The sequence below is a fragment of the Nocardioides nematodiphilus genome, from assembly GCF_020216525.1.
Lineage (GTDB): Bacteria > Actinomycetota > Actinomycetes > Propionibacteriales > Nocardioidaceae > Nocardioides > Nocardioides nematodiphilus.
In genome coordinates this window covers 144344-168080 of the sequence record NZ_JAIWOY010000003.1, presented here as the reverse complement: position 1 = coordinate 168080, position 23737 = coordinate 144344, and the positions used below count along the sequence as shown (strand labels likewise).

The window sequence follows — 23737 nt, the reverse complement described above, 5'->3', positions numbered from 1 at the left end:
TGGGGACGACGGCATCTTCTGCCGACCAGCCGCCTGATCGTCGGCAGATGTTGCTTACGTGTGCTCGATCAGTGGACGCCCAACGCCTCGAAGGCCGCGGCGACCTCGAGGAGGCGCCGGTCGGCGCCGTGCGGGGCGACGATCTGCACACCGATCGGCAGCCCGTCGCGGGTGGTGCCGGCGGGGACGGAGATGGCCGGGCAGCCGGTGACGGTGATGAAGTACGCCGAGCGCATCCAGTCCAGGTACGTCGCCATCGGCTCGCCGTTGATGTGGGCCGGGAACTCCTGGTCGGCCGGGAACGGCGGCACCTGCGAGACCGGCAGCACGAGCACGTCGTGGTCGCGGAAGAAGAGCCGCATCGTCTCGGCGAGCGCGGTGCGCTGGGTGTAGGCCCGGGCGACGTCGGCACCGGTCAACGACTCCCCGGCCCGGATGTTGTCGGCCAGCGAGGGCTTGAAGGCGTCCGGGTGCGCGGCCAGCAGGGCGCCGAGCTTGGCCTGGAAGTGCCAGGCCCGCAGGGTGCGGAAGGTGTCCTCGGCCAGGCCCAGGTCGGGGTGCGCGCCGCGGACCTGGGCGCCCGCTCGGGCAAGCCGGGCGCCGGCCGACTCCACCACTGCGGCGACCTCGTGGTCGACCGCGAAGGCGCCGCCGAGGTCGATGCTGAGCGCGACCCGCAGCCCGGCCAGCGAGGCCGGCGCGGGATCGGCGAAGGTCGCCCCGGGGTCGCCGAGCGCCAGCGGCGCCCGCGGGTCCGGGCCGGCGAGCACGGAGAGCAGGAGCGCGAGATCGCCGACGTTGCGTGCCATGGGGCCGCCCACCGAGGTGGTCTCCCACTGGTTGTAGAGCGGCCACTCCGGCACTCGGCCCAGGCTCGGCCGCATCCCGACCACGCCGCAGAAGGACGCGGGGTTGCGCAGGGAGCCACCCATGTCGGAGCCGTCGGCCAGCGGCACCATGCCGGAGGCGAGAGCACAGGCCGCCCCACCGCTCGAGCCGCCGGCCGTACGGGAGGGGTCGACGGGGTTGAGGGTCGTTCCGAAGACCTTGTTGAAGGTGTGCGAGCCGGCCGCGAACTCCGGCACGTTGGTCTTCCCGATCGGCACCGCGCCGGCGGCGCGGACCCGCTCGACGAGCAGCTCGTCGCGCTCGGGCACGTGCTCGGCGAAGAGCGTCGAGCCGTACGTGGTGCGCCAGCCCGCGACCGCGTGCGTGTCCTTGAAGGCGAACGGCAGCCCGTGCAGCGCGCCGACGGCCGCACCGCGCGCGAGCCGCTCGTCGGCCTCGGCCGCGCCCGACCGGGCGCGCTCCCGGTCCAGCGAGACGATCGCGTTGAGCCGCGGATTGCGCTCGGCGATGCGGGCCAGGTGCAGATCGAGCAGCTCACGCGCCGAGATCTCCCGGGCACGCAGCGCCGCGGCCTGCTCGCGGGCGGTCGAGTCGACCGACACGGGGTTCATCGACGGCGACCCAGGATCCCGCCGACGATCGCACCGGCCAGCACGAGCGCGCCACCGACGGCGACGCCGGTGAGGAAGGAGCGGTCGTCGCTCGCGGAGCGCTGCGGGGCGGCGAAGACGGTCGGGGTCTCGCCGCGGGTCTCGACACGGTCGCCGGCGCTCGCGACACGACCCGCGTCGGCGGTGGGCGCGGCGGGCAGCACGCCCGCGATCGCCTTCTCCACGTTGCCGAAGAACTCCGCGGCCATCCGGCGCGAGACGCTGGTCAGCATCCGCTGCCCGACGCCGCCGATCATGCCGCCGACGACCGCGTCGGCGTCGTAGGACAGCACCGTGGTGTCGCCGGCGCGCTCGAAGCGGACCGCGACGCCCGCATCGATGGTGCCGGGGGCGCCGGCACCCTGGAGCTTCATCGTCAGCGACTCGTGCGGCACCAGGTCCGACAGCGTGCAGGCCCCCGAGTAGGTGCCGCGGATCGCGGCGACGCCGGCGCTGACGGTCATCGCGTACGCGTTCTCTCCGGTCTCCTCGAGTCGCTCGCAGCCGGGGATCGTGGCGACCAGCACCCGCGGGTCCAGCAGCGACTCCCAGACCTTCTCGACGGGGGCGGCGATGGTGTTCTGACCGGTGATCTTCATCGGTCCTCCTCAGGCGTGGTGGGCCGCGCGCAGGTCGAAGAGCTGCGAGGGCGAGATGGGCATGGCGGTGATGGGGAATCCTTCGGCGTCCTCGATCGCGGCGGCGAACGCAGCCGAGCCGGGGATGACGCCGGCCTCGCCGGCGCCCTTGATGCCGAGCGGGTTGAGCGGCGAGGGGGTCTCGAGGTGGTCGATGTCGATCGAGGTCGGCACCTCGGTGACGTACGGCATCAGGAAGTCCATGAAGGAGGCGTTCTGCAGCTGGCCGGCCTCGTCGTAGGCCATCCGCTCGTACAGCGCTCCCCCGACGCCCTGGGCGACGCCGCCGTGGATCTGGCCCTCGACGATCATCGGGTTGATCAGGTGGCCGCAGTCGTGCACGACCGCGTACTTGAGGATCGTGATCTCGGCGGTCAGCGGGTCGGTCTCGACGATGACGGCGTGCATGCCCGACGCGAAGGTCGAGCGCGGCGGGGAGTAGAAGTCCTTCCCCTCCAGGCCGGGCTCCTCGCCGGCGGCGACCGGCGGCTTGGTCGGGTCGCCGACGTTGAACTGGGTGGCCGCCTTGGAGGCCTCGTCGAAGGCGTAGCGCAGGGGGTTGGAGAGCACCGCGACGGTGCCCAGGCCGATGCCGGAGCCCGGGCTGCCCTTCACCTGGACGACGCCGTCGACGATCTCGAGGTCCTCGACGTCGGCCTCGAGCGCCTCGGCAGCGATCCGCAGCGCCTTCTCCTTGGTCTTCTTGGCGGCCAGGTGGATCGCCGAGCCGCTCATCACCGCGGCGCGCGAGGCGAAGGTGCCGACCGCGTACGGCATCCGGCGGGTGTCGCCGGTGGTGATCTCGACGTCCTCGAACGGCACCCCGAGCTCGTCGGCGACGATCTGCGCGAACGCGGTCTGGTGGCCCTGGCCCTGCGTGGTCAGGCCGGTGGCGACCTTGACCTTGCCGGAGGTCTCGACGGTGATGTGCGCGCCCTCGTACGGGCCGACGCCGGTGCCCTCGACGTAGGCGGCCAGGCCGATGCCGACCCGGCGGCCCTGGGCGGCCATCTCGGCGCGGAACGTCTCGAACTCGTCCCAGCCGACCAGCTCCTTGATCTTGGTGAGCATGGTCGGGAAGTCGCCGGAGTCGTAGGTCAGCTCGCGCCCGTCCTGGAAGGTCAGGCCGTGCTCGTACGGCATCTCGTCGGGCTGGATCAGGTTGATCGAGCGGACCTCGGTGCGGTCCTTGCCGAGGTAGGCGGCGATCGCGTCCATGGTCCGCTCCATCACGAAGCAGCCCTGCGGGCGCCCGGCGCCGCGATAGGGCGTGACGATGACGGTGTTGGTGTAGAGCGAGTCGAACTGCACGTGATAGGCGCCCGGCTTGTACGGCCCGAGCAGCTGGGTCGAGGTGATGATCGGGACGATCAGCCCGTACGGGGTGTAGGCGCCGTTGTCGTGCCAGAACCGGACGTCGAGCCCGAGCAGGCGGCCCTCGTCGTCGAAGCCGACCTCGACGTGGTGCTGCTGGCCGCGCTCGTGGGCCGAGGAGATGAAGTGCTCGCGGCGGTCCTCGGTGAACTTCACCGCGCGCCCCAGCAGCCGCGCGGCGAGCGGGACCAGCAGCTCCTCGGGCCAGGGGTGGTTGATCTTCACCCCGAAGCCGCCGCCGACGTCGGGGGTGATGACGTCGACGCGCATCAGGTCGAGACCGAGCTTGGCCGCGACCGCGGCGCGGACGCCGGTCGAGGTCTGGGTGGAGGTCCACAGCTGGAGCCGGCCGTTGTCGGTGTCCCAACGGGCGGCCACGCCGCGGCCCTCCAGCGGCATGCAGGCGCTGCGCTCGATCTCCAGGTCGAGGCTGAGGGTGTGCGGTGCCGCGGCGATCGCGGCGGCCGCGTCGCCGTTGGCCTGCTCCATCCGGGCGGCCACGTTGCCGGGCACGTCCTCGTGCACGAGGCGCTCGGCCGCACGGGCGGCGTCGATGCCGACGACGGCGGGCAGCAGGTCGTACTCGACGACGATCCGGTCCAGCGCGTCCTCGGCGAGGTAGCGGTCGTCGGCGACGACGAAGGCGATCGCCTCGCCGACGTAGTTGACCTCGTCCTTGGCCAGCGCGTACTGGGTGCGGCCGTGGGTCAGCGTCGGGTGCGGGATCAGCAGCGGCAGCGGCTCGCCCATCGCGGGCGCCAGCGGCGCGAGATCCTCGTACGTCCACACGGCGTGCACGCCGTCGAGGTCGAGGACGGCGTCGACGTCGATGGAGCGGATCCGGGCGTGGGCGTGCGGGCTGCGCAGCACCGCCGCGTGCAGCGCGTCGGGCGCGACGTCGTCGACGTAGCGGCCGTGGCCGCGGACGAAGCGGTCGTCCTCGACGCGGGCGACCTTGGCGCCCATCATCCGGGTGGTCACTGGTCCGCCTCCCCGCTGTGGGTCGCGGCCAGCTCGGCGGCCCGGCAGACCGCCTTGACGATGTTCTGGTAGCCGGTGCAGCGGCACAGGTTGCCGGCGATCATCTCGCGGGCCTCGTCCTCGCTGGGGCTCGGGTTCTCCTTGATGCCGGCGGTGATGGTGGTCAGGAAGCCCGGGGTGCAGAAGCCGCACTGCAGTCCGTGGCACTCCCGGAAGGCCTGTTGGACGGGGCCCAGGGTGCCGTCGGCGTTGGCCAGCCCCTCGACGGTGGTCAGCTCGCTGTCCGCTGCGGAGACGGCGAACATCAGGCAGGAGCGCATCGGCGTCCCGTCGACCAGGATCGTGCAGGCCCCGCACACGCCGTGCTCGCACCCGACGTGGGTCCCGGTGAGGCCGAGGTCGTGTCGGAGCGCGTCGGAGAGGAGCCGACGGGCCGGCACCTCCACCTCGTGCGCGACCCCGTTGACCTGGAGCCGGATCCGGTGGAGCTGTTCGGTGCTCACTGCTACTCCTGCGTGCTCTGGTGGGTGTGCTCGGAGGCGTTCTGGTACGCCGCGGTGACGACGCGCGCGGTCAGCACCTCGACGAGGTGGGCGCGGTAGGCGGCGGTGGCGTGGATGTCGGTCTCCGGGTCGAGCTGGGTGAGGGCGACGGCGGCGGCCTGCTCCAGCGACGCCGGGGTGATCCCGCCGGCGAGCGGCTCGGTCAGGTCGACCACGGCCGGGACGTCGGAGGCCGAGAGGTAGCCGGCCCGGACGCGGCTGACGGCGCCGCCTCCGTCGAGGGTGACCAGCGCCGCGACCCCGCACATGGCGTAGTCGCCGTGGCGCCGCGAGATCTCCTCGAAGGCCACCCCCGTACGGGCGGGCAGGGTCGGGAAGAACGCCTCCACCGCGATCTCGTCGTGGTGCAGGCTCGACTCCAGCGGGCCGACGTAGAGGTCGGCCGCCTCGATGGTGCGGCGGCCGGAGGGGCCGGCCACGTCGACCGAGCCCTCCAGCAGCCGCAGCACCATCGGCATCTCGGCGGCGGCGTCCGCGTGGACGAGGGAGCCGACCGTGGTGCCGCGGTTGCGGATGGTGGGGTGTGCGACGTTGGCCAGCGCCAGGCTGACCAACGGCTGCACCCGTCGTACCTCGGGATCGGCGAGCACCCGCGCATGCCGCGCGAGTGCCCCGATCCGTACGCCCGTCTCGTCCACGCGGACGTGGTCGAGGTCGGGCAGCGCGTTGATGTCGACCAGGAGAGAAGGCGCCGCGAGTCTCATGGAGAGGAGCGGGACCAGGCTCTGGCCGCCGGCGAGGACCTTGGCCTCGGGCCGTCCGGCCAAGGCCTGGACGGCTTCGTCCAGGGTCCTTGGCCGGACGTAGTCGAACGGTGCGGGCTTCACAGCCTCTTGGTCACCTCGCCCGCGTCGCCCGCGCCGAGGTCGTTCTTGCGGAACGCCACGGCATGGTAGAAGACGATCACCAGGATGGTGCCCAGAGCGATGCCGCTCAGGGTGAAGTTGTCGGTGATCTTGAGGGTCACGCCGCCGATGCCGGCGATGAGACCGGCCGCGAGGCCGACCATGTTGACCGGGTTGCCGAAGTCGACGCCGTTCTCGACCCAGATCTTGGCGCCGACCAGGCCGATCATGCCGTAGAGGACGATCGTGATGCCGCCCAGGACACCGCCCGGGGTGGCGTTGACGATCGCACCGAACTTCGGGCACAGGCCCAGCAGGATCGCCACGATGCCGGCCACGTAGTAGGCGGCCGTGGAGTAGACCTTGGTGGCACCCATCACGCCGATGTTCTCGGCGTAGGTGGTGGTCGGCGAGCCGCCGAATGCGCTGGCGAACGCGGTGGCGACACCGTCAGCGGTGAGCGCGCGGCCCATGTAGCCGTCCAGGTTCTGTCCGGTCATCTCGGCGACGGCCTTCACGTGACCGGTGTTCTCCGCGATCAGGGCGATGACGCCCGGGAGGACCAGCAGGATGAAGGTCATCGAGAAGCTGGGGCTGTGCACGACCGAGACGCCGTCGGCCAGCGTGCCGTGCGGGAAGCCGAGCCAGTCGGCCCCCTTCACGCCGGCCCACGAGACGCGGTCGTGGTCGATCTCCTTGCCGTTGCTGCCGCCGGTGATCGAGTGGATCGACCCGAAGGCCTTGTCGGCCAGGAACGACAGCACGTAGCCGAAGATCAGGGCCAGGAAGACCGCGATCCGCGACCAGAAGCCGGGCAGCAGGACTGCGGCACAGACCATGAACGCGGCGGTCAGCAGCGCGATCCACTGGTCCTGCGGCCAGTAGACGCCGGCCACGACCGGCGCCAGGTTGAAGCCGATCAGCATGACCACGGCACCGGTGACGGCCGGCGGCAGGATCTTGTGGATCACGCCGGAGCCGGCGAAGTGCACCAGCAGACCGACCAGGGCGAGCACGACACCGGAGACCAGGATGGCTCCGGTGACGTCCGAGGAGTCGCCGCCCTGGGCGCGGATCGCCGCGACACCCGCGACGAAGGAGGCGCTGGTGCCCAGGTAGCTGGGAACCCTGTTGCTGCACGCGATCAGGAAGCCGATCGTGCAGATACCCGAGAAGAGGATGGCCAGGTTGGGGTCCAGGCCCATCACGAGCGGGAAGACGAAGGTCGCCCCGAACATCGCGACTACGTGCTGTGCACCGAGGCCGATCGTGCGGCCCCACGGGAGCCGCTGTTGCGGCGCGACCGGCTGACCCGGTGCGGGGTCAACGACCTCCCACTTGAACATCGTCATGCTGTTTTCTCCTCGGGGTGGGGCTCATGAGGTGCACCAACCTAGTGAGGGCCAGGTCACACTCTCATGGGCGAGTGTCGCCGAACGGACCGCCGAACTCTGGCGGAAGTTGCCCAGTGTCGTGCTGGCTTGTCAGGCGGAGAGGACCTCGAGGACCTTGAGCGCGACCGCGACGTCGAGCCGCAGGTTCTGGTCGGAGACGATCGGGCCCAGCAGGCGCTCCAGCTTGCCGACCCGATAGCGCATCGTGTTGTAGTGGAAGAACTGGGTGCGCGCGGCCTCGGCGACGTTGAAGTTGGTGTTGAGCAGGACCTGCAGCGTCTCGCGCAGCGTGGCCGCCTCGTCGGTCTCGGCAGCGAGCTCCCCGAGGACGTCATGGGCGAAGGCCCGCAGCTCCTCGTTGTCCGGCACCATCGCGATCAGCCGGTGCAGGCCGAGCTCGTCGAACCAGGTCGTCGTGCTGCCGCCGTGCACGCGCCGCCCGACCTCGACGGCCCGCCGGGCCTGGGCGTACGCCTCGGGCAGGCCGGCCGCGCCGACCACGACCCGGCCGACTCCGACCGAGAACGGCCGTCGTCCGCCGCCCTTGTCACCGGCGACGGTGTGGACCATCCGCCGCACCAGCGCGCTCGCGGTCTCCGCATCCCCTCCGGGCAGGACGGCGACCACCTCCGAGCCGAAGTCGGCGACCGGGATGGACCGGTCGATCGAGCCGGCGACCTGGCGCCACGCGTTGGCGAAGCGCTCCTGCCACTGGCGCTGCTCCTCGAGCGTGCCGTGGGGCTGGAACGGGGCGTGCGGATCGATCTGGGCGACGAGCACCTGCATCGGCCCGCTCATCTCCCAGCCGAATCCGATGACGTGCTCGCGGACGAACTCGTCGGCACCGGCGCGGCCCAGGAAGATGTCGCGCAGGAAGTCGCCGCGGTACTTGTTCTCCACCGCCGAGACCGCCTGGTCGCGGGTGATGGAGAGCGCGATCGCGGTGGCGGCGCGGTGCAGGGCACCGAGCTCGACCTCGGTGAAGCCGCGGCTGCTCGCCGCGATCAGATACCCGAGGGTCTGTCCCGGGGCGGCGATCTGGAGGCGGTGGATCCGGGTGCCGACGACGGGCTGGCTGGCCTCGTCGTCCCAGCTCCCGAGCCACTCGACCCGGATGCGGCCGGTGTTGTCGGTGAGGCCCGCCTCGGCGAAGCGGGCGCGCATCGGCACCGTGATGAGGGCCGAGCGCTGCCGGCCGTCGGCGGTGGTGACCATGACATCGGCGCGCAGCACCTCGCCGATGGCGGTGACCAGCTCATCGAGCTCGGCTCCGGCGAGAACGAGCTGGGGCAGGAGCTCGGCCAGCTCTTCGACGTCCACGTCGTCATGGTGGACGACGGGACGGCGCGGGGTGGCTATCAACAGTTGCCCGACTTCGACGTTGGCGTTGGCAATCCTCACCATACGGTCGACCCTAGACCACCGATTAGCGTCCGATGGGTGCTTTCGTCCACCCTTCTCGCGACCCCGGTGACGGGCGCCGCGAGCTCCTCGGTCTGGCACCGCCTGCGAGCCGGGAGCGCGAGCGCGAGCGGCACCGTCCTGCACAGCGGGACGCAGGCGCTGTACGCCCTCTTCGGCGACCGGGTCATCGGCGTCACGGCCCGCGACGCCGTGCACGCACCGGTGACCATCGCCACGTCCCTCCCCCGCCTGCCCGTCGTCGCCGTCGGTGAGCCGGCCACGATCGAGGACGCCGTGCTCTGTGTCGCCGGGCTCGCGATCTCCGTGGAGCGGCTGGTGCCCAGCGAGGCGCCGCCACTCGATGATCCGCTCACCGCGGCGCTCCGGCTCGCGCCGGCGCTGCGCGAGCCGTACGTCGCCGCCCGGCTCGACGCCGTCCGCGCTCAGCTCCCCCCGGCCGGGCTGCGTGGCCTGGCCGCCGCTCGTCCTCCGGCCGTCCTGACCCTGCTCGGACGCGGGGACGGGCTCACCCCGGTCGGCGACGACGTCCTGGCCGGCTGGCTGGCCGCCACCGCGTCGATCCGCCAGTGCACCGGGTCGGTCGGCGCCGCCGTGCGCGCGCACGCGCACCGCACCTCCACGCTCTCCGCGGCGCTGCTCCTCGACGCCGTCGCGGGTCAGTGCCTGCCGCAGTTCCGTGACCTCGTGATGGCACTGGCCACCGGGCGCGGGATCTCGGCGGCGGTCGCCGGCCTCGTCGCGGTCGGCCACACCTCCGGGGCCGGGATGCTGCTCGGCGCCCGGCTCGCCCTGCCCGTACTCGAGCCCGAACCCATGAGGAGCCCCCGATGAGTGCCGAACACGTCGAGATCCGCGCCGGCGCGTACGCCGACAGCGTGGCCCTGCTGCAGGTGAGCCGTGACGTCGCCGCCACCCCCGGCGTGACCGCGGCCCAGGTCGCGATGGCGACCGAGCTCAACCTCGAGGTGCTGGCCACGATGGGCTTCACCCTGCCTCCCGCCTCGCCCAACGACATGGTGGTCGCGCTACGCCTCGAGGACGAGACGGCACTGGCCGCTGCGCTCGCGGCCGTCGACGCCGCGCTCGCCGCCGCCCGCAAGGGCGACCCGGGCGGCGGTCAGGTGACCGTTCCCGCCCGTACGACCGCGTCGGCGCTGCGGCGAGCGGGCGGCGGCCTCGCCCTCGTCTCGGTGCCGGGCGCCTCCGCGCTGGTCGAGGCGATGGACGCCCTCGATGCCGGCTGCGATGTGATGATCTTCAGCGACAACGTGCCGCTCGAGCAGGAGCTGGCGATGAAGCGGATCGCGCGTCAGCGCGGCCTGCTCGTGATGGGCCCCGACTGCGGCACCGCGGTGGTCGGCGGCGTCGGGCTCGGGTTCGCCAACACCGTCGCTCCCGGCAAGGTCGGCATCGTGGCCGCCTCCGGCACGGGCTGTCAGCAGGTGCTCGCCCTCCTCGACGCCGCAGGGGTCGGCGTCGCCGCCGCCCTCGGCGTGGGCGGGCGCGACCTGTCCGCCGCCGTCGGCGGGCTCTCCTCCCTGACCGCCCTGGACCGCCTCGACGCCGATCCCTCGGTCGAGCACATCCTGGTCATCTCCAAGCCGCCGGCGCCCGAGGTCGCCGCGGCGCTCGAGGAGTACGCCGGCGGACTCGGCACGCCGGTGCGGTTCGCGCTGCTCGGCGCCGGGCAGCCGGACCTCACCGCGCAGGTCGAGGCTCTGCTCGGCGATCTCGGCGTCGCGGCGCCGACCTGGCCGACATGGGGCGAGCCCGCCGTCGGATCGGGCGAGGGCGGCGCCCTGCGCGGGCTCTTCGTCGGCGGCACGCTGTGTGACGAGGCGATGCTGCTGGCCGCCGAGGAGCTCGGCCCGATCCGCAGCAACATCCCGCTCTCCCCCGAGCTCGCGCTCGACGCCTCGCTGCTGAGCCCCGGCCACATGATGATCGACTTCGGCGACGACGGGCTGACCCGCGGCCGGGCGCACCCGATGATCGACCCGACCCTCCGTCTGGAGCATCTGGCCCGCGTGGCCGCCGATGCGGAGACCTCGGTCGTCCTGCTCGACGTGGTGCTCGGGCACGGGGCCGAGGACGACCCCGCCGCCGGGCTCGCACCCGCGATCGCTGCGGCCCGCGCCGCTCGTACCGACCGTGGCGGACCGCCGCTGCCGGTGGTCGTCGCGTGCGTCGGCACCGCTGCCGACCCGCAGGGCCTTACCCGCCAGGCCGAGGCGCTGGTCGCCGCCGGCGCCGAGGTCCACCTGTCCAACGCCGCCGCCACCCGGCGCGCGATCGCCCTCGCCACCGGAGGCACCCGATGACCAGCTCCCCCCTTGCTGCACCCAGCATCCCGCCGGTCGCGGTCGCCACCGCCGGCGCGGACATGTTCGCCACTGCGGTCGCCGCCCAGGCCCTGCCGGTCGAGCGCGTCGACTGGCGCCCGCCGATGGACGGCACCGTCGAGGACATCGCCGTCGTCGCCGCGGATCCGATCCGCAAGACCGCCAACGACCTCGCGCTCTCCCGGATGCTCGACGTGCAGGCGCTGCTGGTCGGTGTCGCGCCGGCGTCGGAGGTCCTCGGCCTGGAGCCGGGGCAGTTCCTGCACGCCGGTCCCCCGATCGCCTGGGACCGCGCCTCTGGTCCGCTGCGCGGCGCGCTGATGGGTGCCGCCGCGTTCGAGGGCCTGGTCGAGGACCCGGAGGACGCCGCCGCGCTCTTCGCCGCCGGCACCGAGGTGTCGCTGGAGCCGTGCCACCACCGGAGTGCGGTCGGCCCGATGGCCGGGGTCGTCTCGCCGTCGATGTGGATGTTCGTGCTCGAGGACCCGGCCAGCGGGAAGCGGACGTACTGCTCGCTCAACGAGGGGCTCGGCAAGGTGCTGCGCTACGGCGCGTACGGACCCGATGTGCTGACCCGGCTGCGCTGGATGCGTGACGTGCTCGGCCCGCTGCTGGGTGAGGCCGTCGCCGCCACGGTGGCGGACCACGGTCCCATCGACGCGACCGCGATCCTGGGCCAGATGCTGCAGATGGGCGACGAGGCTCACAACCGCAACCGCGCCGGCACGCTGATGCTGCTGCGCGACCTGGCCCCTGCCCTGGTCCGCTCCTCACGCAGCGCGGCCGAGGTCGCCGAGGCGTTCGCGTTCATCGGCGGCAACGACCACTTCTTCCTCAACATCGCGATGCCCGCGTGCAAGCTGATGCTCGACGCCGGACGCGACATCCCGGGCAGCACGATGGTGGTCGCGATGGCGCGCAACGGCACCGACTTCGGCATCCAGGTCTCCGGCACCGGCGACCAGTGGTTCACCGGACCGGCCCAGCTCGCCGACGGGCTCTTCCTCGGTGACTACGGTCCCGACGACGCCAACCCCGACATCGGCGACTCCGCGATCACCGAGACCGCCGGCATCGGCGGCTTCGCCATGGCCGCCGCGCCCGCGATCGTGCGGTTCGTCGGCGGGACCGTGCCCGATGCGCTGGCCACCTCGCGCCGGATGCGCGAGATCACGCTGGGCGAGAACAACCGCTGGCCGATCCCGGTGCTCGACTTCGCGGGTGCCGCCAGCGGCATCGACGTGACCGCGGTGTGCCGCACCGGCATCCTGCCGCAGATCAACACCGGCATGGCCGGCAAGGTCGCCGGCGTCGGCCAGGTCGGCGCCGGTCTGGTCACCCCGCCCGCGTCGATCTTCCCGGCCGCGCTGGCCGAGCTCGCTGCTCGTACCCGCGCCCGGGGATAGTCCGGACCAGGCTGCGTCCCGACGCCGGCCGGCCCGGTCCGTCCCGCACCGTCTGCCCGGCGCGGGGCGCCCGGCGCTCGGTCGGGTCGGCTAGCTGCCGTGGATCCGGCCGGACTCCCCCAGCAGCGGACGGCCCGAGCCGCCCCAGCGCCGGGCGATGATCTCGGCGGCGACGCTGATGGCGGTCTCCTCCGGGGTGCGCGCGCCCAGGTCGAGCCCGATCGGCGAGGAGAGCCGCGCGAGCTCGTCCTCGCTCAGGCCGGCCTCGCGAAGGCGCGCCATCCGGTCGTCGTGGGTGCGGCGTGAGCCCATCGCGCCGACATAGGCGACCTCCTCGAGGCGCAGCGCGACCTCGAGGAGCGGCACGTCGAACTTCGGGTCGTGGGTCAGGACGCAGATGACCGTGCGGGCATCGAGGCGGCCCGCCGCACGCTCGGTCTCCAGGAAGGCGTGCGGCCAGGAGACGACCACCTCGTCGGCCTCCGGGAACCGGGTGCGGGTCGCGAAGATCGGGCGCGCGTCGCAGACCGTCACGTGGTAGCCCAGGAAGCTGCCGACCCGGGCCACCGCCGCGGCGAAGTCGATCGCGCCGAAGACCAGCATCCGCGGCTTCGGTGCGAAGGCCCACACGAAGATCCGCTGGCCCTCCCCGCGCCGCTCGCCGTCGGGGCCGTACTCGAGGGTGGCGCTGTGGCCCTGGGCGAGCAGGCCGAGGGCGTCGTCGTACGCGGCGTCGTCGATCCGGGCGCTGCCGAGCGAGGCGGAGAGCGGCCGCCCGGGGCGGATCAGCGCACGCCGCCCGACGCGCGCGGCGTCGGGGTGCTCGACGACCGTCGCGACCGCGATGGGCCGCCCGGCCGCGACGTCGTCGGCGATCTCGCCAAGCTCGGGGAAGGTCTGCGGCGAGACGGTCTCGACGTAGACGTCGAGGATGCCGCCGCAGGTCAGGCCGACCTCGAACGCGCTCTCGTCGGAGACGCCGTAGCGCTGCAGCACCGGGGCACCGGCGGCGACGACCTCCTGGGCCAGCTCGAAGACGGCACCCTCGACGCAGCCACCCGATACCGAGCCGACCGCAGTGCCGTCCGGGCCGACCAGCATCGAGGCGCCGGGTGGGCGCGGGGCGGACTGGAAGGTGGCGATCACGGTGCCCATCCCGACCGGCTCGCCGGCGCGCCACCAGGCCATCAGCTCGCCGAGGACCTCACGCACGCCCGACCACCTCCAACAGCTCGGCGAAGGCGGCCACGGAGTGGCCGGCGATCAGCTCGTCGACGTGCGGCAGCACCGCCACGATGCCGCGCTGGACGGGCTCGTAGCCGTCCTTGCCGCGATGCGGGTTGACCCACACCACGCGGTGCGCGAGCCGGCCCAATCGGCCGGCCTGCTCGGCGAGGTCGCTGACGTCGCCGCGCTCCCAGCCGTCGCTGAGCACCACCACGACCGCACCCCGGGCGTACGCGCCCCAGCGGGTGAGGAAGGCGTGCAGGGTCTCCCCCAGCCGGGTGCCGCCGGCCCAGTCGGGGACCTGGCGTCCGGCGGCGTCGAGGGCGCGCTGCGGGTCGGCGGCCCGCAGCGGCGTCGTCACCCGGGTGAGCCGGGTGCCGAGGGTGAAGACCTCGACCCGGCCGCCGGGCGTACGGACGAGGCGATGTGCGACCCGCAGCAGCGCATCGGCATAGGGCCGCATCGAGGCGGACACGTCGATCAGCAGCACGACCTGGCGCGACCGGGTGCCGCGCCGGCGATGGCGTACGCCCAGCGGCTCGCCGTGATGACGCAGCCACAGCCGCAGGGTGCGGTGCAGGTCGATCTCGCCACGACGCCAGGCGGTGCGGCGAGAGGTGCGGCGTACGGGCATCCGCGGCCGCAGCTCGCCGATGAGGGCATCCATCCGGGCGCGCTCGGCCGGGCTCAGGGCGGCCACGTCACGGTGTCGCAGCACCTCGGCCTCGCTCGCCGAGACGGCCTGCTCCTCCTGGTCGTCGTCGCCGCCGCTCGACTCGCCGGTGAGCAGCGGCGCGACCGCCGACTCGACGGTGGCCGGCCGGGGTCGCGGCGTGAGGGGCTCGGCCTCCGGGGCGAACCACGCCTCGAAGACCCGGTCGTGGCGGGTCAGGTCCTCGGGGCAGCCGCAGAGGGTGGCGCGCCCCGCCGCCCGGACGAGCGACGGATCACCGGCGTCGAGGCCCGCCACCGCCTCCAGGTAGGTACGGGCGCGGTCGGGCGTGACCGGCACACCGGCCGCGCGCAGCGCGTGGGTGAAGCCGAGCAGGGCGGTCTCGACGCCGGCGGACGTCATCCGGCGAGCATCCGGTCGAGCAGACCGCGGACCCGGTCGGTGTCCTCGCGGTACTTCACCACCGCGCCGAGCGTGCGCGCGGCGCTCTCCAGGTCGAGCTCCTCGGCACCGAGCCGGTGCAGCGCCTCGGTCCAGTCCAGGCTCTCGGCGACGCCGGGCGGCTTGACCAGGCCCGCGCCGCGCATCCGCTGGACCGCGTCGGCGACCTGCTCGGCGAGCCGCGGGGCGACCTCGGGCAGACGGGTGCGGATGATCTCGATCTCGCGGCCGAGGGTCGGGTGGTCGAGCCAGTGGTAGAGGCAGCGACGCTTGAGGGCGTCGTGCAGCTCGCGGGTCCGGTTGGACGTGAGGACGACGTACGGAGGGCGCACCGCCGTGATCGTGCCGAGCTCGGGCACGCTCACCGACCAGGTGGAGAGCACCTCGAGCAGGAACGCCTCGAACTCGTCGTCGGCGCGATCGATCTCGTCGATGAGGAGCACCGCGGGACTCTCGCGCAACGCCCGCAGCACCGGCCGGGCGAGCAGGAACCGCTCGTCGTAGAGCGACTTCTCCGCCTCCTCGGCCTCGAGGCCGTCACGGGTCTCGCCAGCGGTCGCCTCGAGCGCGCGCAGGTGCAGGATCTGGCGCGGGAAGTCCCAGTCGTAGAGCGCCTGGCTCGCGTCGATGCCCTCGTAGCACTGCAGCCGGATCAGCTCGAGCCCGTGGACCTGCGCGAGCGCCTCGGCCAGCGCGGTCTTCCCGGTGCCCGGCTCGCCCTCGAGCAGCAGCGGGCGCGCCATCGTGGTGGCGAGGTGGAGCACCGTGGCCAGCTCGTCGTCGGCGAGGTAGCCGACGTTGCCGAGTGCCTCCTGGAGCTGCGTGATCGCCTGCACATCACGAGGCTACTCGGCCCGATTCACGTCCACATCGGTACCTTCTGCCAGGTCGCCGCACTCGATCTCGTCGACTTCGCGGGTGCTCAGGTACGCGCGGGCGCCCTGATCGCCCACCGCGCTCTCCCGTACGGCCGCCCAGTGGGCGCGACCCAGCATCACCGGGTGCCCCGCCGTGCCGTGGTAGGCGGCCCGGGCGAGGGTCTCCTCGCCGGCGACGCCGAGCAGGCGCGAGACCACCGAGGGACGTACGTCGGGCAGGTCGACCAGGTGCACGACCGCGGCGACGGCGTCGCTGTCGGCGAGCGCGTCGAGGCCGGCACGCAACGAGGCGCCCATCCCCTCGGCCCAGTCCTCGGCGACGACGATCCGCACCCCATCGGGCACCAGCTCGCGGGCCTCGTCGGCCCCGGCTCCGAGCACGACCGTGACCTCGCTGCAGCCGCCCTCGTCCAGCGCGTTAACCGCCCAGTGCAGCCAGCCCTCGACGAGCGCCTTCGGGCCGCCGTAGCGGCGCCCTTCACCGGCAGCGAGCAGGAGTCCAGCAACAGGAGGCAGCACACCACCACAGTAGCGACGCGAGCGAGGCCGGTGACCGGCTCGAGCGCGGAGCCACGAGCAACGCGCTCGCGGGGCTCGGCTAGCCTGCGGGTCATGGCTGAGAACAACGACTTCGACGACCTGCTCGCTGCCAACGCCGACTTCGCCTCGGACTTCGCCTATGGCGGCTTCGACGGCATCGCTCAGGCCGGTGTGGCGATCGTGACCTGCATGGACTCGCGCATCGACCCGCTCGGGATGATCGGGCTCAAGCCCGGCGACGCCAAGATCTTCCGCAACCCGGGCGGCCGCGTCACCGAGGCCGCCATGGAGGCCCTGGTCCTCGGTGCCCACCTGCTGAACGTCTCGCGGATCCTGGTGGTGCCCCACACCCGCTGTGCGGTCGCCTCCAACTCCGAGGCGGACCTGCGCAAGCGCGTCGAGGAGTCGGCCGGTGTCGACGCCTCGTGGCAGCCGATCCACGTCATCGACGACCAGGTCCGCGCCCTCAAGGAGGACGTGCACAAGGTCCTGTCGCACCCGCTCATCCCCGACACCGTCAAGGTCGCCGGCTTCATCTACGACGTCGACAGCGGCCTGCTCAAGCGCGAGGCCTGAGCCGATGACGTCGCTCTCCCTCCAGGAGACCCTCTACCCCGACCTGACCTGCTTCGGGTGCGGGCCCGCGAACGAGCGCGGGCTGCGGTTGCGCAGCTTCGCGGAGGGAGAGCAGTACGTCGCCGCGTTCACGCCGTGGCCCGAGCACGACAACGGCGTCGGATTCCTCAACGGCGGGATCATCGGCACGCTGCTCGACTGCCACAGCGCCGCCGCCGTGGTCGACACCGCTGCCCAGCGCGGCTGGCGCTCGCTGGGCGATGCCCTGCTGCCCTACCTCACCGCCGGACTCGACGTCCGCTACCGCCGCCCCGCTCCGCTGCACGAGCCGGTGACGCTGCGCGCCGAGGTGACCGCCGCCAGCGAGCCCGAGATCACGGTGCGCGTGTGGCTGGAGTACGACGGCAAGCTGCGCGCCGAGGCCGACGCGCTGTGGAAGCGCTGGCGCCCGCGCGCCTGACTAGTCGACGAGATCGTCGCCGGCGTAGACGTTGAGCGCGCCGTCGCGGACCATGCCGGCGAGCAGCAGGCCGTGCTCGCGGGCCAGGTCGACGGCGAGGGATGAGGGCGCGGAGACCGCGACGATGCCGGCGACCGAGGCGGCGACCGCCTTCTGCACGATCTCGAACGAGACCCGCCCGCTGACCACCAGCAATCGTCCCGACGCCGGGATCTGCCCGTCGAGCAGCGCACGGCCGATGACCTTGTCGACGGCGTTGTGCCGGCCGACGTCCTCGAAGACCGGCCCGAGCTCCCCGGTCGTGGTCGCGAGGGCGGCGGCGTGGACGCCCCCGGTCTTGGCGAAGGCCCGCTGGCCGGTGCGCAGCGCGTCGGGCAGCCCCGCGATCACGTCGGCGTCGACCCGCCAGCCGTCGGCATGGGGTGCGGCGCGGCGCAGGGGGCCCAGGTCCAGGACGTCGGCCGAGCAGACGCCGCAGGCCGCCGAGGTGACGAACGCGCGCGGCCTCGGCGGGCGTACGCCGCCGGCGAGCGTGATGTGGACCCGATCGGTGTCGTCCTCGCGGCAGGTCCGCATCTGCACGATGTCGTCGGCGGCCGCGACGCCGGACTCGACGCAGAGCCAGCCGGCGGCCAGCTCGAGATCGTGACCGGGCGTGCGCATCAGCGTCGCCAGCACCTCGCTGTCACCGCCGCCCTCGAGGCCGAGGACCAACGGTGACTCGACGGCGAGGTCGTCGGGCCCACGCACACCTCGTCGTACGATCGCGCGCCTCGTCGTCATCACGGCCATGCCGCCATGCTAGGCGCGGCCTGCACGCCCCCAGTGGCCGGCGGCGCACTTTGATCACTGAGAGGCGTGCTGAGACCGGCCCCGGATGGATACCGTGGGTCCATGGCGAACGACCCTGTCAGCGATCAGGACGAGCGGCCCGACCCGCAGGTCGGTGAGCCGGAGCATGCGGCGGTAGGCCTTCCGGGCGTCTACTGGTCGATGAAGTACGCGATGAACGAGATGGGCCCCAAGCGCTCGCTCCAGACGCTGCTGAAGATGAACCACATCGACGGGTTCGACTGCCCCTCCTGTGCGTGGCCCGACCCGGACCGGCGCAAGGCCGCTGAGTTCTGTGAGAACGGCGCCAAGGCGGTGGCGTGGGAGGCGACCCGCAAGCGGGTGGACCGCGACTTCTTCGCCGAGCACTCCATCAAGGACCTCCTCGCCCACGACGACCACTGGCTCGAGCACCAGGGCCGGCTCACCGAGCCGATGTACCTGCCGGCCGGCGCCACGCACTACGAGCCGATCGCATGGGAGGACGCGTTCCGCCTGGTCGCCGATCGCCTGCGCGCGATGCCGTCGCCCGATCGGGCGATCTTCTACACGTCGGGCCGGGCCTCCAACGAGGCCGCCTTCGTCTACCAGCTGCTCGCGCGGAAGCTCGGCACCAACAACATGCCGGACTGCTCCAACATGTGCCACGAGTCCAGTGGCACCGCCCTGACCCAGACGCTCGGCGTCGGCAAGGGCACCGTGACGTACGACGACATCGCCTACCAGTCGCGACTCATCCTCATCGCGGGACAGAACCCGGGCACCAACCACCCGCGGATGCTGACCGCGCTCGAGGACGCCAAGAAGCGCGGTGCGAAGATCGTCTCGATCAACCCGCTGCCCGAGGCCGGGCTGGTGAAGTTCCGCAACCCGCAGACCCCGCGCGGCATCTCCGGCGTGGGCACCAAGATCGCGGACAAGCACCTGTCGGTACGCCTCGGCGGCGACCAGGCGCTCTTCGCCGGGCTCAACAAGCTGCTGGTCGAGCGGGGCGCGATCGACGCCGACTTCATCGCCCGCCACACCGACGGCTTCGAGGTCGCGGCCGAGGCCTGGGCGGCGTTGGAGTGGCCGCAGATCGAGGCGCTCAGCGGCATCAGCCGCGCCGAGATCGAGGCGCTCGCCGATGACGTCGAGGCGCACGACCGCGTCATCGTCTGCTGGGCGATGGGGCTGACCCAGCACAAGAACTCCGTGCCCACGATCCGCGAGGTCGCCTCCTTCCTGCTGCTGCGCGGCAACATCGGGCGACCCGGCGCCGGCGCGGCGCCGATCCGCGGGCACAGCAACGTCCAGGGCGACCGGACGATGGGCATCTGGGAGAAGATGCCCGACAGCTTCCTCGACGCGATCCGCGACGAGTTCGGCTTCGAGCCGCCCCGCGAGCACGGGTTCGACTCGGTGAAGGCCGTCGGGGCGATGCGCGACGGCAAGGCCGACGTCTTCCTCGCCCTGGGCGGCAACTTCCCGGTCGCGATCTCCGACACCGAGGTCGCCACCGAGGCGATGTCGCGCGTGGGCCTGACCGTCGGCATCCAGACCAAGCTCAACCGCTCCCACCTGCACACCGGCCGCGAGGCGCTGATCCTGCCGTGCCTGGGTCGCACCGAGCGTGACGTCACCGCCGCGGGTGACCAGTTCGTCACCGTCGAGGACTCGATGAGCATGGTGCACTCCTCCCGCGGACGGCTGATCCCGGGATCGCCGCACCTCAAGAGCGAGGTGCAGATCATCTGCGGCATCGCGGACGCGCTCTGGGGCTCCACGCCCGAGCTCGACTGGAAGACCCTGTCCACGGACTACGCCACGATCCGCAAGCACATCGAGCACGTGGTGCCGGGCTTCCACGCCTTCGAGGAGCGGGTCAAGCACCCGGGCGGCTTCCAGCTGCCCAACGGCGCCCGGGACTCGCTGAGCTTCGAGACCGAGACCGGCAAGGCCCGGATCACGGCCAACCCGTTGGAGACGCTGGAGGTCCCCGCCGGCCACCTCCTGTTGCAGACCCTGCGCTCGCACGACCAGTTCAACACCACGATCTACGGGTACGACGACCGCTATCGCGGCATCAAGCAGGGCCGCAACGTGGTCTTCGTGAACCCGGAGGACATCACGGCACTGGGGCTCGCCGACGGCCAGCGGGTCGACCTGGTGTCGGTCACCGACGACGGACGGGAGCGGCGCCTGCCCGGGCTGCGGGTGGTCTCGTACCCGACGACCGCCGGCTGTGCGGCGACCTACTACCCGGAGGCCAACGTGCTGGTCCCGCTCGACTCGGTCGCCTCGGAGTCGAACACCCCGACCTCCAAGTCGATCGTCGTCCGGCTGGAGCCCGCCAGCGCCTGAGCCCGCCGACCCCCAAAATCGGGCATCCCGACCGGTGCCCGATGCGCACAGGACCGGCACAGGCCTACGGTCGAGCATGCCTCTCTACATGGATGTCCATCATCTCGGCGAGGTCAGCCTCGATGATGTCGCGAAGGCGCACGAGGCGGACCTGGCGACCCAGGCCGGCTACGGCGTCAACTACATGAGCTACTGGGTGGACGAGGCCCAGGGCACGGTGTTCTGCCTCGTCGACGCCCCCGACGCGGAGGCGGCCAACTCCGTCCACCGCGAAGCCCACGGTCTCGTCGCCGACGAGATCCACGAGGTCCGAGCCGGCGCCTGACGGCGCGGCTCAGCCCAGGAGTGCACGCAGCTGCTGGTCGACCAGCGCGCCCGGCAGCGTGCCCTCCTCCACGAACGCTCGCAGCGCGGCCAGATCCCCCACCGGGCTGATCAGCGCGAGCAGGTCGACGGTCGCCTGGCCCGGGTCCTCCCCCACACCCACATCGGCCAGCAACGGACAGTCGATCGCACCGCCGTCGGGCTCGGGCCCGGCGGCGGGCAACCACGCCCCGACCTCGAAGGTCAGCGCCGCGCTCGGCGCGGGCGAGTCCGCGCGCACGTCGACGTACCAGAAGAGCTCACCGGCCTGGAGGCGCAGATGCCCGCGCCTCGCCTTGGCCCCACCGGCCTTGAGCGCCTTCGTGATCGCCGCGCGGCGTGCCTTCTGGTCCACGCTCCCATCCTCGCAGAGGATCAGGCGTCGATCGCGTCCGCGTCGACCTCGTACGCGCCGGCGATGACGAACTCCTTGCGCGGGGCGACGTCGGAGCCCATCAGGAGCTCGAAGACGCCCTCGGCGCGCTCGGCGTCGTCGATCGTGAGGCGGCGCAGGGTGCGGTGGCGCGGGTCCATGGTGGTCTCGGACAGCTGATCGGCGTCCATCTCACCGAGACCCTTGTAGCGCTGCACCGGGTCCTTCCAGTTGACGTTCTTCTTCTTCAGCTCGGCCAGCTTCCGCTGCAGCTCGTCGTCGGAGTACGTGTAGACGTACTTGTCCATGCCCTTCTTCGGGTTGGACAGCTCGATGCGGTGCAGCGGCGGCACGGCGGAGTAGACCCGCCCGGCCATGATCAGCTCGGGCATGTACTTCATGAACAGCGTCGCCAGCAGGGTGCGGATGTGGGCGCCGTCGGCGTCGGCGTCGGCCATGAAGATGATCCGGCCGTATCGGCGCGCCTCGAGGTCGAAGGTGCGCCCCGAGCCCGCACCGACGACCTGGATGATCGAGGCGCACTCGGTGTTCTTCAGCATGTCGCCGACCGACGCCTTCTGGACGTTGAGGATCTTGCCCCGGATCGGCAGCAGCGCCTGGAACTCGCTGTTGCGAGCCATCTTGGCGGTGCCGAGCGCGGAGTCGCCCTCGACGATGAAGAGCTCGGTGCGGTCGTTGTCGTTGGAGCGGCAGTCGGCCAGCTTCGCCGGCAGCGAGGACGACTCGAGCGCGTTCTTGCGGCGCTGGGTCTCCTTCTGCTGGCGCAGGGAGAGCCGGGTCTTGGCCGCGCCGTAGACCTTCTCCATGACCCGCTTGGCGATCGCCTTGTCGGCGGCCTTGGTCGAGGTCAGGAACGCCTTCAGCTCGCCGGCGACGACCTTGCGCACGACCGTACGGGCCGCGGGCGTGCCGAGGATCTCCTTGGTCTGGCCCTCGAACTGCGGCTCGGCCAGTCGGACCGTGACGACGGCCGTCAGGCCCTCCAGCACGTCGTCCTTGATCACGTCGTCGTCGTTGACCTTGAGCGTCTTGCTCGCGCGCATCGACTCGTTGAAGGTCTTGGTGATCGCGGTCTCGAAGCCGCTGACGTGGGTGCCGCCCTTGGGGGTGGCGATCACGTTGACGAAGGAGCGGACCTCGGTGTCGTAGCCCATCCCCCAGCGGCAGGCGACGTCGACGATCAGCTCGCGCTCGACGTCCTGCGGGGTCATGTGGCCCTGCTCGTCGAGCATCGGCACGGTCTCGGTGAACGTGTCGGAGCCCTGCAGACGCAGGATCGGGGTGACGGCCTCGTCGTGGGCGAGGAAGTCGACGAACTCCGCGATGCCGCCGGCGTGCAGGAACTTCTCCTCCACGGGCGTCTCGCCGCGCAGGTCGCGGATGACCAGCTCCAGGCCCGGCACGATGAAGGACGTCTGGCGGGCACGGGTGACCAGGTCCTCGTAGACGTAGTCGGCGTCCTTGGTGAAGATCTGCCGGTCGGGCCAGAACCGCACGAGCGTGCCGGTCTTGCCCTTCGCGACCCGGGCACCCTTGCGGGTCAGGCCGCTCTGCGGGGTGAACGTCGCGGACGTGCCGTCGCCGTCGAAGACGCCGGGCACGCCGCGCTGGAAGCTGAGCCCCTGCCGGGCGGGCGTACGGTCGACGTCGATGTCCATCCGCGACGACAGCGCGTTGACGACCGACAGGCCGACGCCGTGCAGACCACCGGTCGCGGCGTACGAGGAGCCGCCGAACTTGCCACCGGCGTGCAGCTTGGTGGCGACGACCTCGACGCCCGGCAGCCCGGTCTTGGGCTCCTTGTCGGTCGGGATGCCGCGACCGTCGTCGTAGACCTCGACCGAGCCGTCCCCATGCAGCGTCACCTCGACGCGCTGGGCGTGGCCGGCCAGCGCCTCGTCGACGCCGTTGTCGATGATCTCCCACACACAGTGCATGAGACCCCGGGTGTCGGTGGAACCGATGTACATGCCCGGACGCTTGCGCACCGCCTCCAGCCCCTCGAGGACGAGGAGGTGTGCGGCGTTGTACGTGTTCTCGGCGATGACAGGCTCCTGCGTCGTACGGGTGGTGCGTGGTGCTGTTCGTCAAAACCTACCCGGCGACACGCCCGTTACCTCGTCTCGCCACGCTCGTTGCCGATGGGTACTACCGTGGTGAGCAGGGACACAACGGTTGGGGAATCTCGGGCTACCCGGCTACGTTGCACCAGTCACCGAACGATCGAGGAAATGAGGCCGATGTGACCACTGCCGTTGCTACCAGCGCCGCGCTCACCGCTGCGGACCGCTGTGACCGTTGCGGAGCCCAGGCCTACCTTCGCGTGGAGCTCCAGTCAGGTGGGGAGCTGCTCTTCTGCGCCCACCACGCCCGTGAGCACGGTGACAAGCTCAAGGAGATCGCCGCGAGCTTCACCGACGAGACCCACCGGCTCGCCGAGCACTGATCCCGACACCCTACGTCCCAGCGGCCCCCGGCCCCCGTCCCGGGGCGGCGGGGCTTTCCCCCCCGCCCCCCCGCGGGGGGCGGGGGCGGGGGCGTGGC

General features: G+C 72.1%; 22 protein-coding genes. 8 read left to right on the top strand and 14 right to left on the bottom strand.

The features are described 5' to 3' along the window. Positions 1-68 precede the first annotated feature (68 nt). The 7 genes from KSO98_RS06820 to KSO98_RS06790 all read right to left on the bottom strand — a co-directional run bounded on the left by KSO98_RS06820 (position 69) and on the right by KSO98_RS06790 (position 8614). Complete coding sequence (locus KSO98_RS06820; RefSeq protein WP_225284348.1) at positions 69-1460, bottom strand: amidase; 1392 nt, start codon at positions 1458-1460, stop codon at positions 69-71. After that, positions 1457-2098 carry an SRPBCC family protein gene (locus KSO98_RS06815; RefSeq protein ID WP_225284346.1) on the bottom strand — a complete coding sequence of 214 codons (642 nt, stop codon included), beginning with the start codon at positions 2096-2098 and terminating at the stop codon, positions 1457-1459. Before KSO98_RS06815 ends, KSO98_RS06820 begins: the two co-directional genes overlap by 4 nt. Positions 2099-2107: 9 nt before the next feature. Beyond that, on the bottom strand, positions 2108-4492 hold the full coding sequence (gene cutA / locus KSO98_RS06810) for an aerobic carbon-monoxide dehydrogenase large subunit (protein ID WP_225284345.1): 2385 nt from the start codon (positions 4490-4492) through the stop codon (positions 2108-2110). Further along, positions 4489-4995, bottom strand: a complete 507-nt coding sequence (locus KSO98_RS06805) for a (2Fe-2S)-binding protein (RefSeq protein ID WP_225284344.1) — start codon at positions 4993-4995, stop codon at positions 4489-4491. Before KSO98_RS06805 ends, cutA begins: the two co-directional genes overlap by 4 nt. Positions 4996-4997: 2 nt before the next feature. Further along, positions 4998-5882, bottom strand: a complete 885-nt coding sequence (locus KSO98_RS18795; RefSeq protein WP_225284343.1) for an FAD binding domain-containing protein — start codon at positions 5880-5882, stop codon at positions 4998-5000. Further along, on the bottom strand, positions 5879-7252 hold the full coding sequence (locus tag KSO98_RS06795; protein WP_225284342.1) for a uracil-xanthine permease family protein: 1374 nt from the start codon (positions 7250-7252) through the stop codon (positions 5879-5881). The genes KSO98_RS18795 and KSO98_RS06795 overlap by 4 nt, the downstream gene beginning before the upstream one ends. Before the next feature lie 132 nt (positions 7253-7384). Continuing rightward, a complete protein-coding gene (locus KSO98_RS06790; RefSeq protein ID WP_225284341.1) occupies positions 7385-8614 on the bottom strand; it encodes a PucR family transcriptional regulator in 1230 nt (409 codons plus the stop codon). Positions 8615-8734: 120 nt separating this feature from the next. On the opposite strand from KSO98_RS06790, the gene KSO98_RS06785 reads away from it, so the two are divergent. From KSO98_RS06785 to KSO98_RS06775, 3 genes are read left to right on the top strand one after another with little or no spacing between them, the layout of a single operon-like run. Then, the gene (locus KSO98_RS06785; protein WP_225284340.1) at positions 8735-9550 is read left to right on the top strand and encodes an oxamate carbamoyltransferase subunit AllH family protein; all 816 of its coding nucleotides are present in this window, start codon (positions 8735-8737) and stop codon (positions 9548-9550) included. Next, on the top strand, positions 9547-11040 hold the full coding sequence (locus KSO98_RS06780; RefSeq protein WP_225284339.1) for an AllF/FdrA family protein: 1494 nt from the start codon (positions 9547-9549) through the stop codon (positions 11038-11040). The genes KSO98_RS06785 and KSO98_RS06780 overlap by 4 nt, the downstream gene beginning before the upstream one ends. Continuing rightward, positions 11037-12467: a YlbE family protein gene (locus tag KSO98_RS06775; RefSeq protein ID WP_225284338.1), complete on the top strand. Its 1431-nt coding sequence runs from the start codon at positions 11037-11039 to the stop codon at positions 12465-12467. Before KSO98_RS06780 ends, KSO98_RS06775 begins: the two co-directional genes overlap by 4 nt. A 90-nt stretch (positions 12468-12557) precedes the next feature. On the opposite strand, the gene KSO98_RS06770 is transcribed toward KSO98_RS06775, so the two are convergent. The 4 genes from KSO98_RS06770 to KSO98_RS06755 are packed head-to-tail and all read right to left on the bottom strand — an operon-like array spanning position 12558 to position 16205. Beyond that, positions 12558-13679 carry an XdhC family protein gene (locus KSO98_RS06770; protein ID WP_225284336.1) on the bottom strand — a complete coding sequence of 374 codons (1122 nt, stop codon included), beginning with the start codon at positions 13677-13679 and terminating at the stop codon, positions 12558-12560. Next, a complete protein-coding gene (locus KSO98_RS06765; protein WP_225284334.1) occupies positions 13672-14769 on the bottom strand; it encodes a vWA domain-containing protein in 1098 nt (365 codons plus the stop codon). Before KSO98_RS06765 ends, KSO98_RS06770 begins: the two co-directional genes overlap by 8 nt. Then, positions 14766-15644 carry an AAA family ATPase gene (locus KSO98_RS06760; protein ID WP_225284332.1) on the bottom strand — a complete coding sequence of 293 codons (879 nt, stop codon included), beginning with the start codon at positions 15642-15644 and terminating at the stop codon, positions 14766-14768. Before KSO98_RS06760 ends, KSO98_RS06765 begins: the two co-directional genes overlap by 4 nt. Before the next feature lie 9 nt (positions 15645-15653). Next, the gene (locus KSO98_RS06755; protein ID WP_225284331.1) at positions 15654-16205 is read right to left on the bottom strand and encodes a nucleotidyltransferase family protein; all 552 of its coding nucleotides are present in this window, start codon (positions 16203-16205) and stop codon (positions 15654-15656) included. Between the two features lie 93 nt (positions 16206-16298). On the opposite strand from KSO98_RS06755, the gene KSO98_RS06750 reads away from it, so the two are divergent. Together KSO98_RS06750 and KSO98_RS06745 are read left to right on the top strand one after the other, a co-directional pair. Continuing rightward, positions 16299-16802, top strand: a complete 504-nt coding sequence (locus tag KSO98_RS06750) for a beta-class carbonic anhydrase (RefSeq protein WP_225284330.1) — start codon at positions 16299-16301, stop codon at positions 16800-16802. A gap of 4 nt (positions 16803-16806) precedes the next feature. Next, positions 16807-17262, top strand: coding sequence for a PaaI family thioesterase (locus KSO98_RS06745; protein ID WP_225284329.1), 456 nt, complete (start codon positions 16807-16809; stop codon positions 17260-17262). Here KSO98_RS06745 and KSO98_RS06740 read toward each other — a convergent pair whose 3' ends face one another. Next, entirely contained in the window at positions 17263-18054 is a 792-nt protein-coding gene (locus tag KSO98_RS06740; protein ID WP_225284327.1) for a formate dehydrogenase accessory sulfurtransferase FdhD, read from the bottom strand. A gap of 102 nt (positions 18055-18156) precedes the next feature. Here KSO98_RS06740 and KSO98_RS06735 point away from each other — a divergent pair, with 102 nt between their 5' ends. Both KSO98_RS06735 and KSO98_RS06730 read left to right on the top strand, forming a co-directional pair. Next, a complete protein-coding gene (locus KSO98_RS06735) occupies positions 18157-20436 on the top strand; it encodes an FdhF/YdeP family oxidoreductase (RefSeq protein ID WP_225284325.1) in 2280 nt (759 codons plus the stop codon). A gap of 76 nt (positions 20437-20512) precedes the next feature. Further along, a complete protein-coding gene (locus KSO98_RS06730; protein ID WP_225284324.1) occupies positions 20513-20761 on the top strand; it encodes a DUF4242 domain-containing protein in 249 nt (82 codons plus the stop codon). Between the two features lie 9 nt (positions 20762-20770). Here the strand turns inward: KSO98_RS06730 and KSO98_RS06725 are convergent, their stop codons facing one another. Both KSO98_RS06725 and KSO98_RS06720 read right to left on the bottom strand, forming a co-directional pair. Beyond that, positions 20771-21154, bottom strand: coding sequence for a hypothetical protein (locus tag KSO98_RS06725; protein WP_225284323.1), 384 nt, complete (start codon positions 21152-21154; stop codon positions 20771-20773). 20 nt (positions 21155-21174) lie between these two features. Then, a complete protein-coding gene (locus KSO98_RS06720) occupies positions 21175-23238 on the bottom strand; it encodes a DNA gyrase/topoisomerase IV subunit B (protein ID WP_225284636.1) in 2064 nt (687 codons plus the stop codon). A 197-nt stretch (positions 23239-23435) separates the two neighbouring features. Here KSO98_RS06720 and KSO98_RS06715 point away from each other — a divergent pair, with 197 nt between their 5' ends. Then, positions 23436-23639 carry a DUF7455 domain-containing protein gene (locus KSO98_RS06715; RefSeq protein WP_225284322.1) on the top strand — a complete coding sequence of 68 codons (204 nt, stop codon included), beginning with the start codon at positions 23436-23438 and terminating at the stop codon, positions 23637-23639. The last annotated feature ends 98 nt before the right edge of the window (positions 23640-23737 follow it).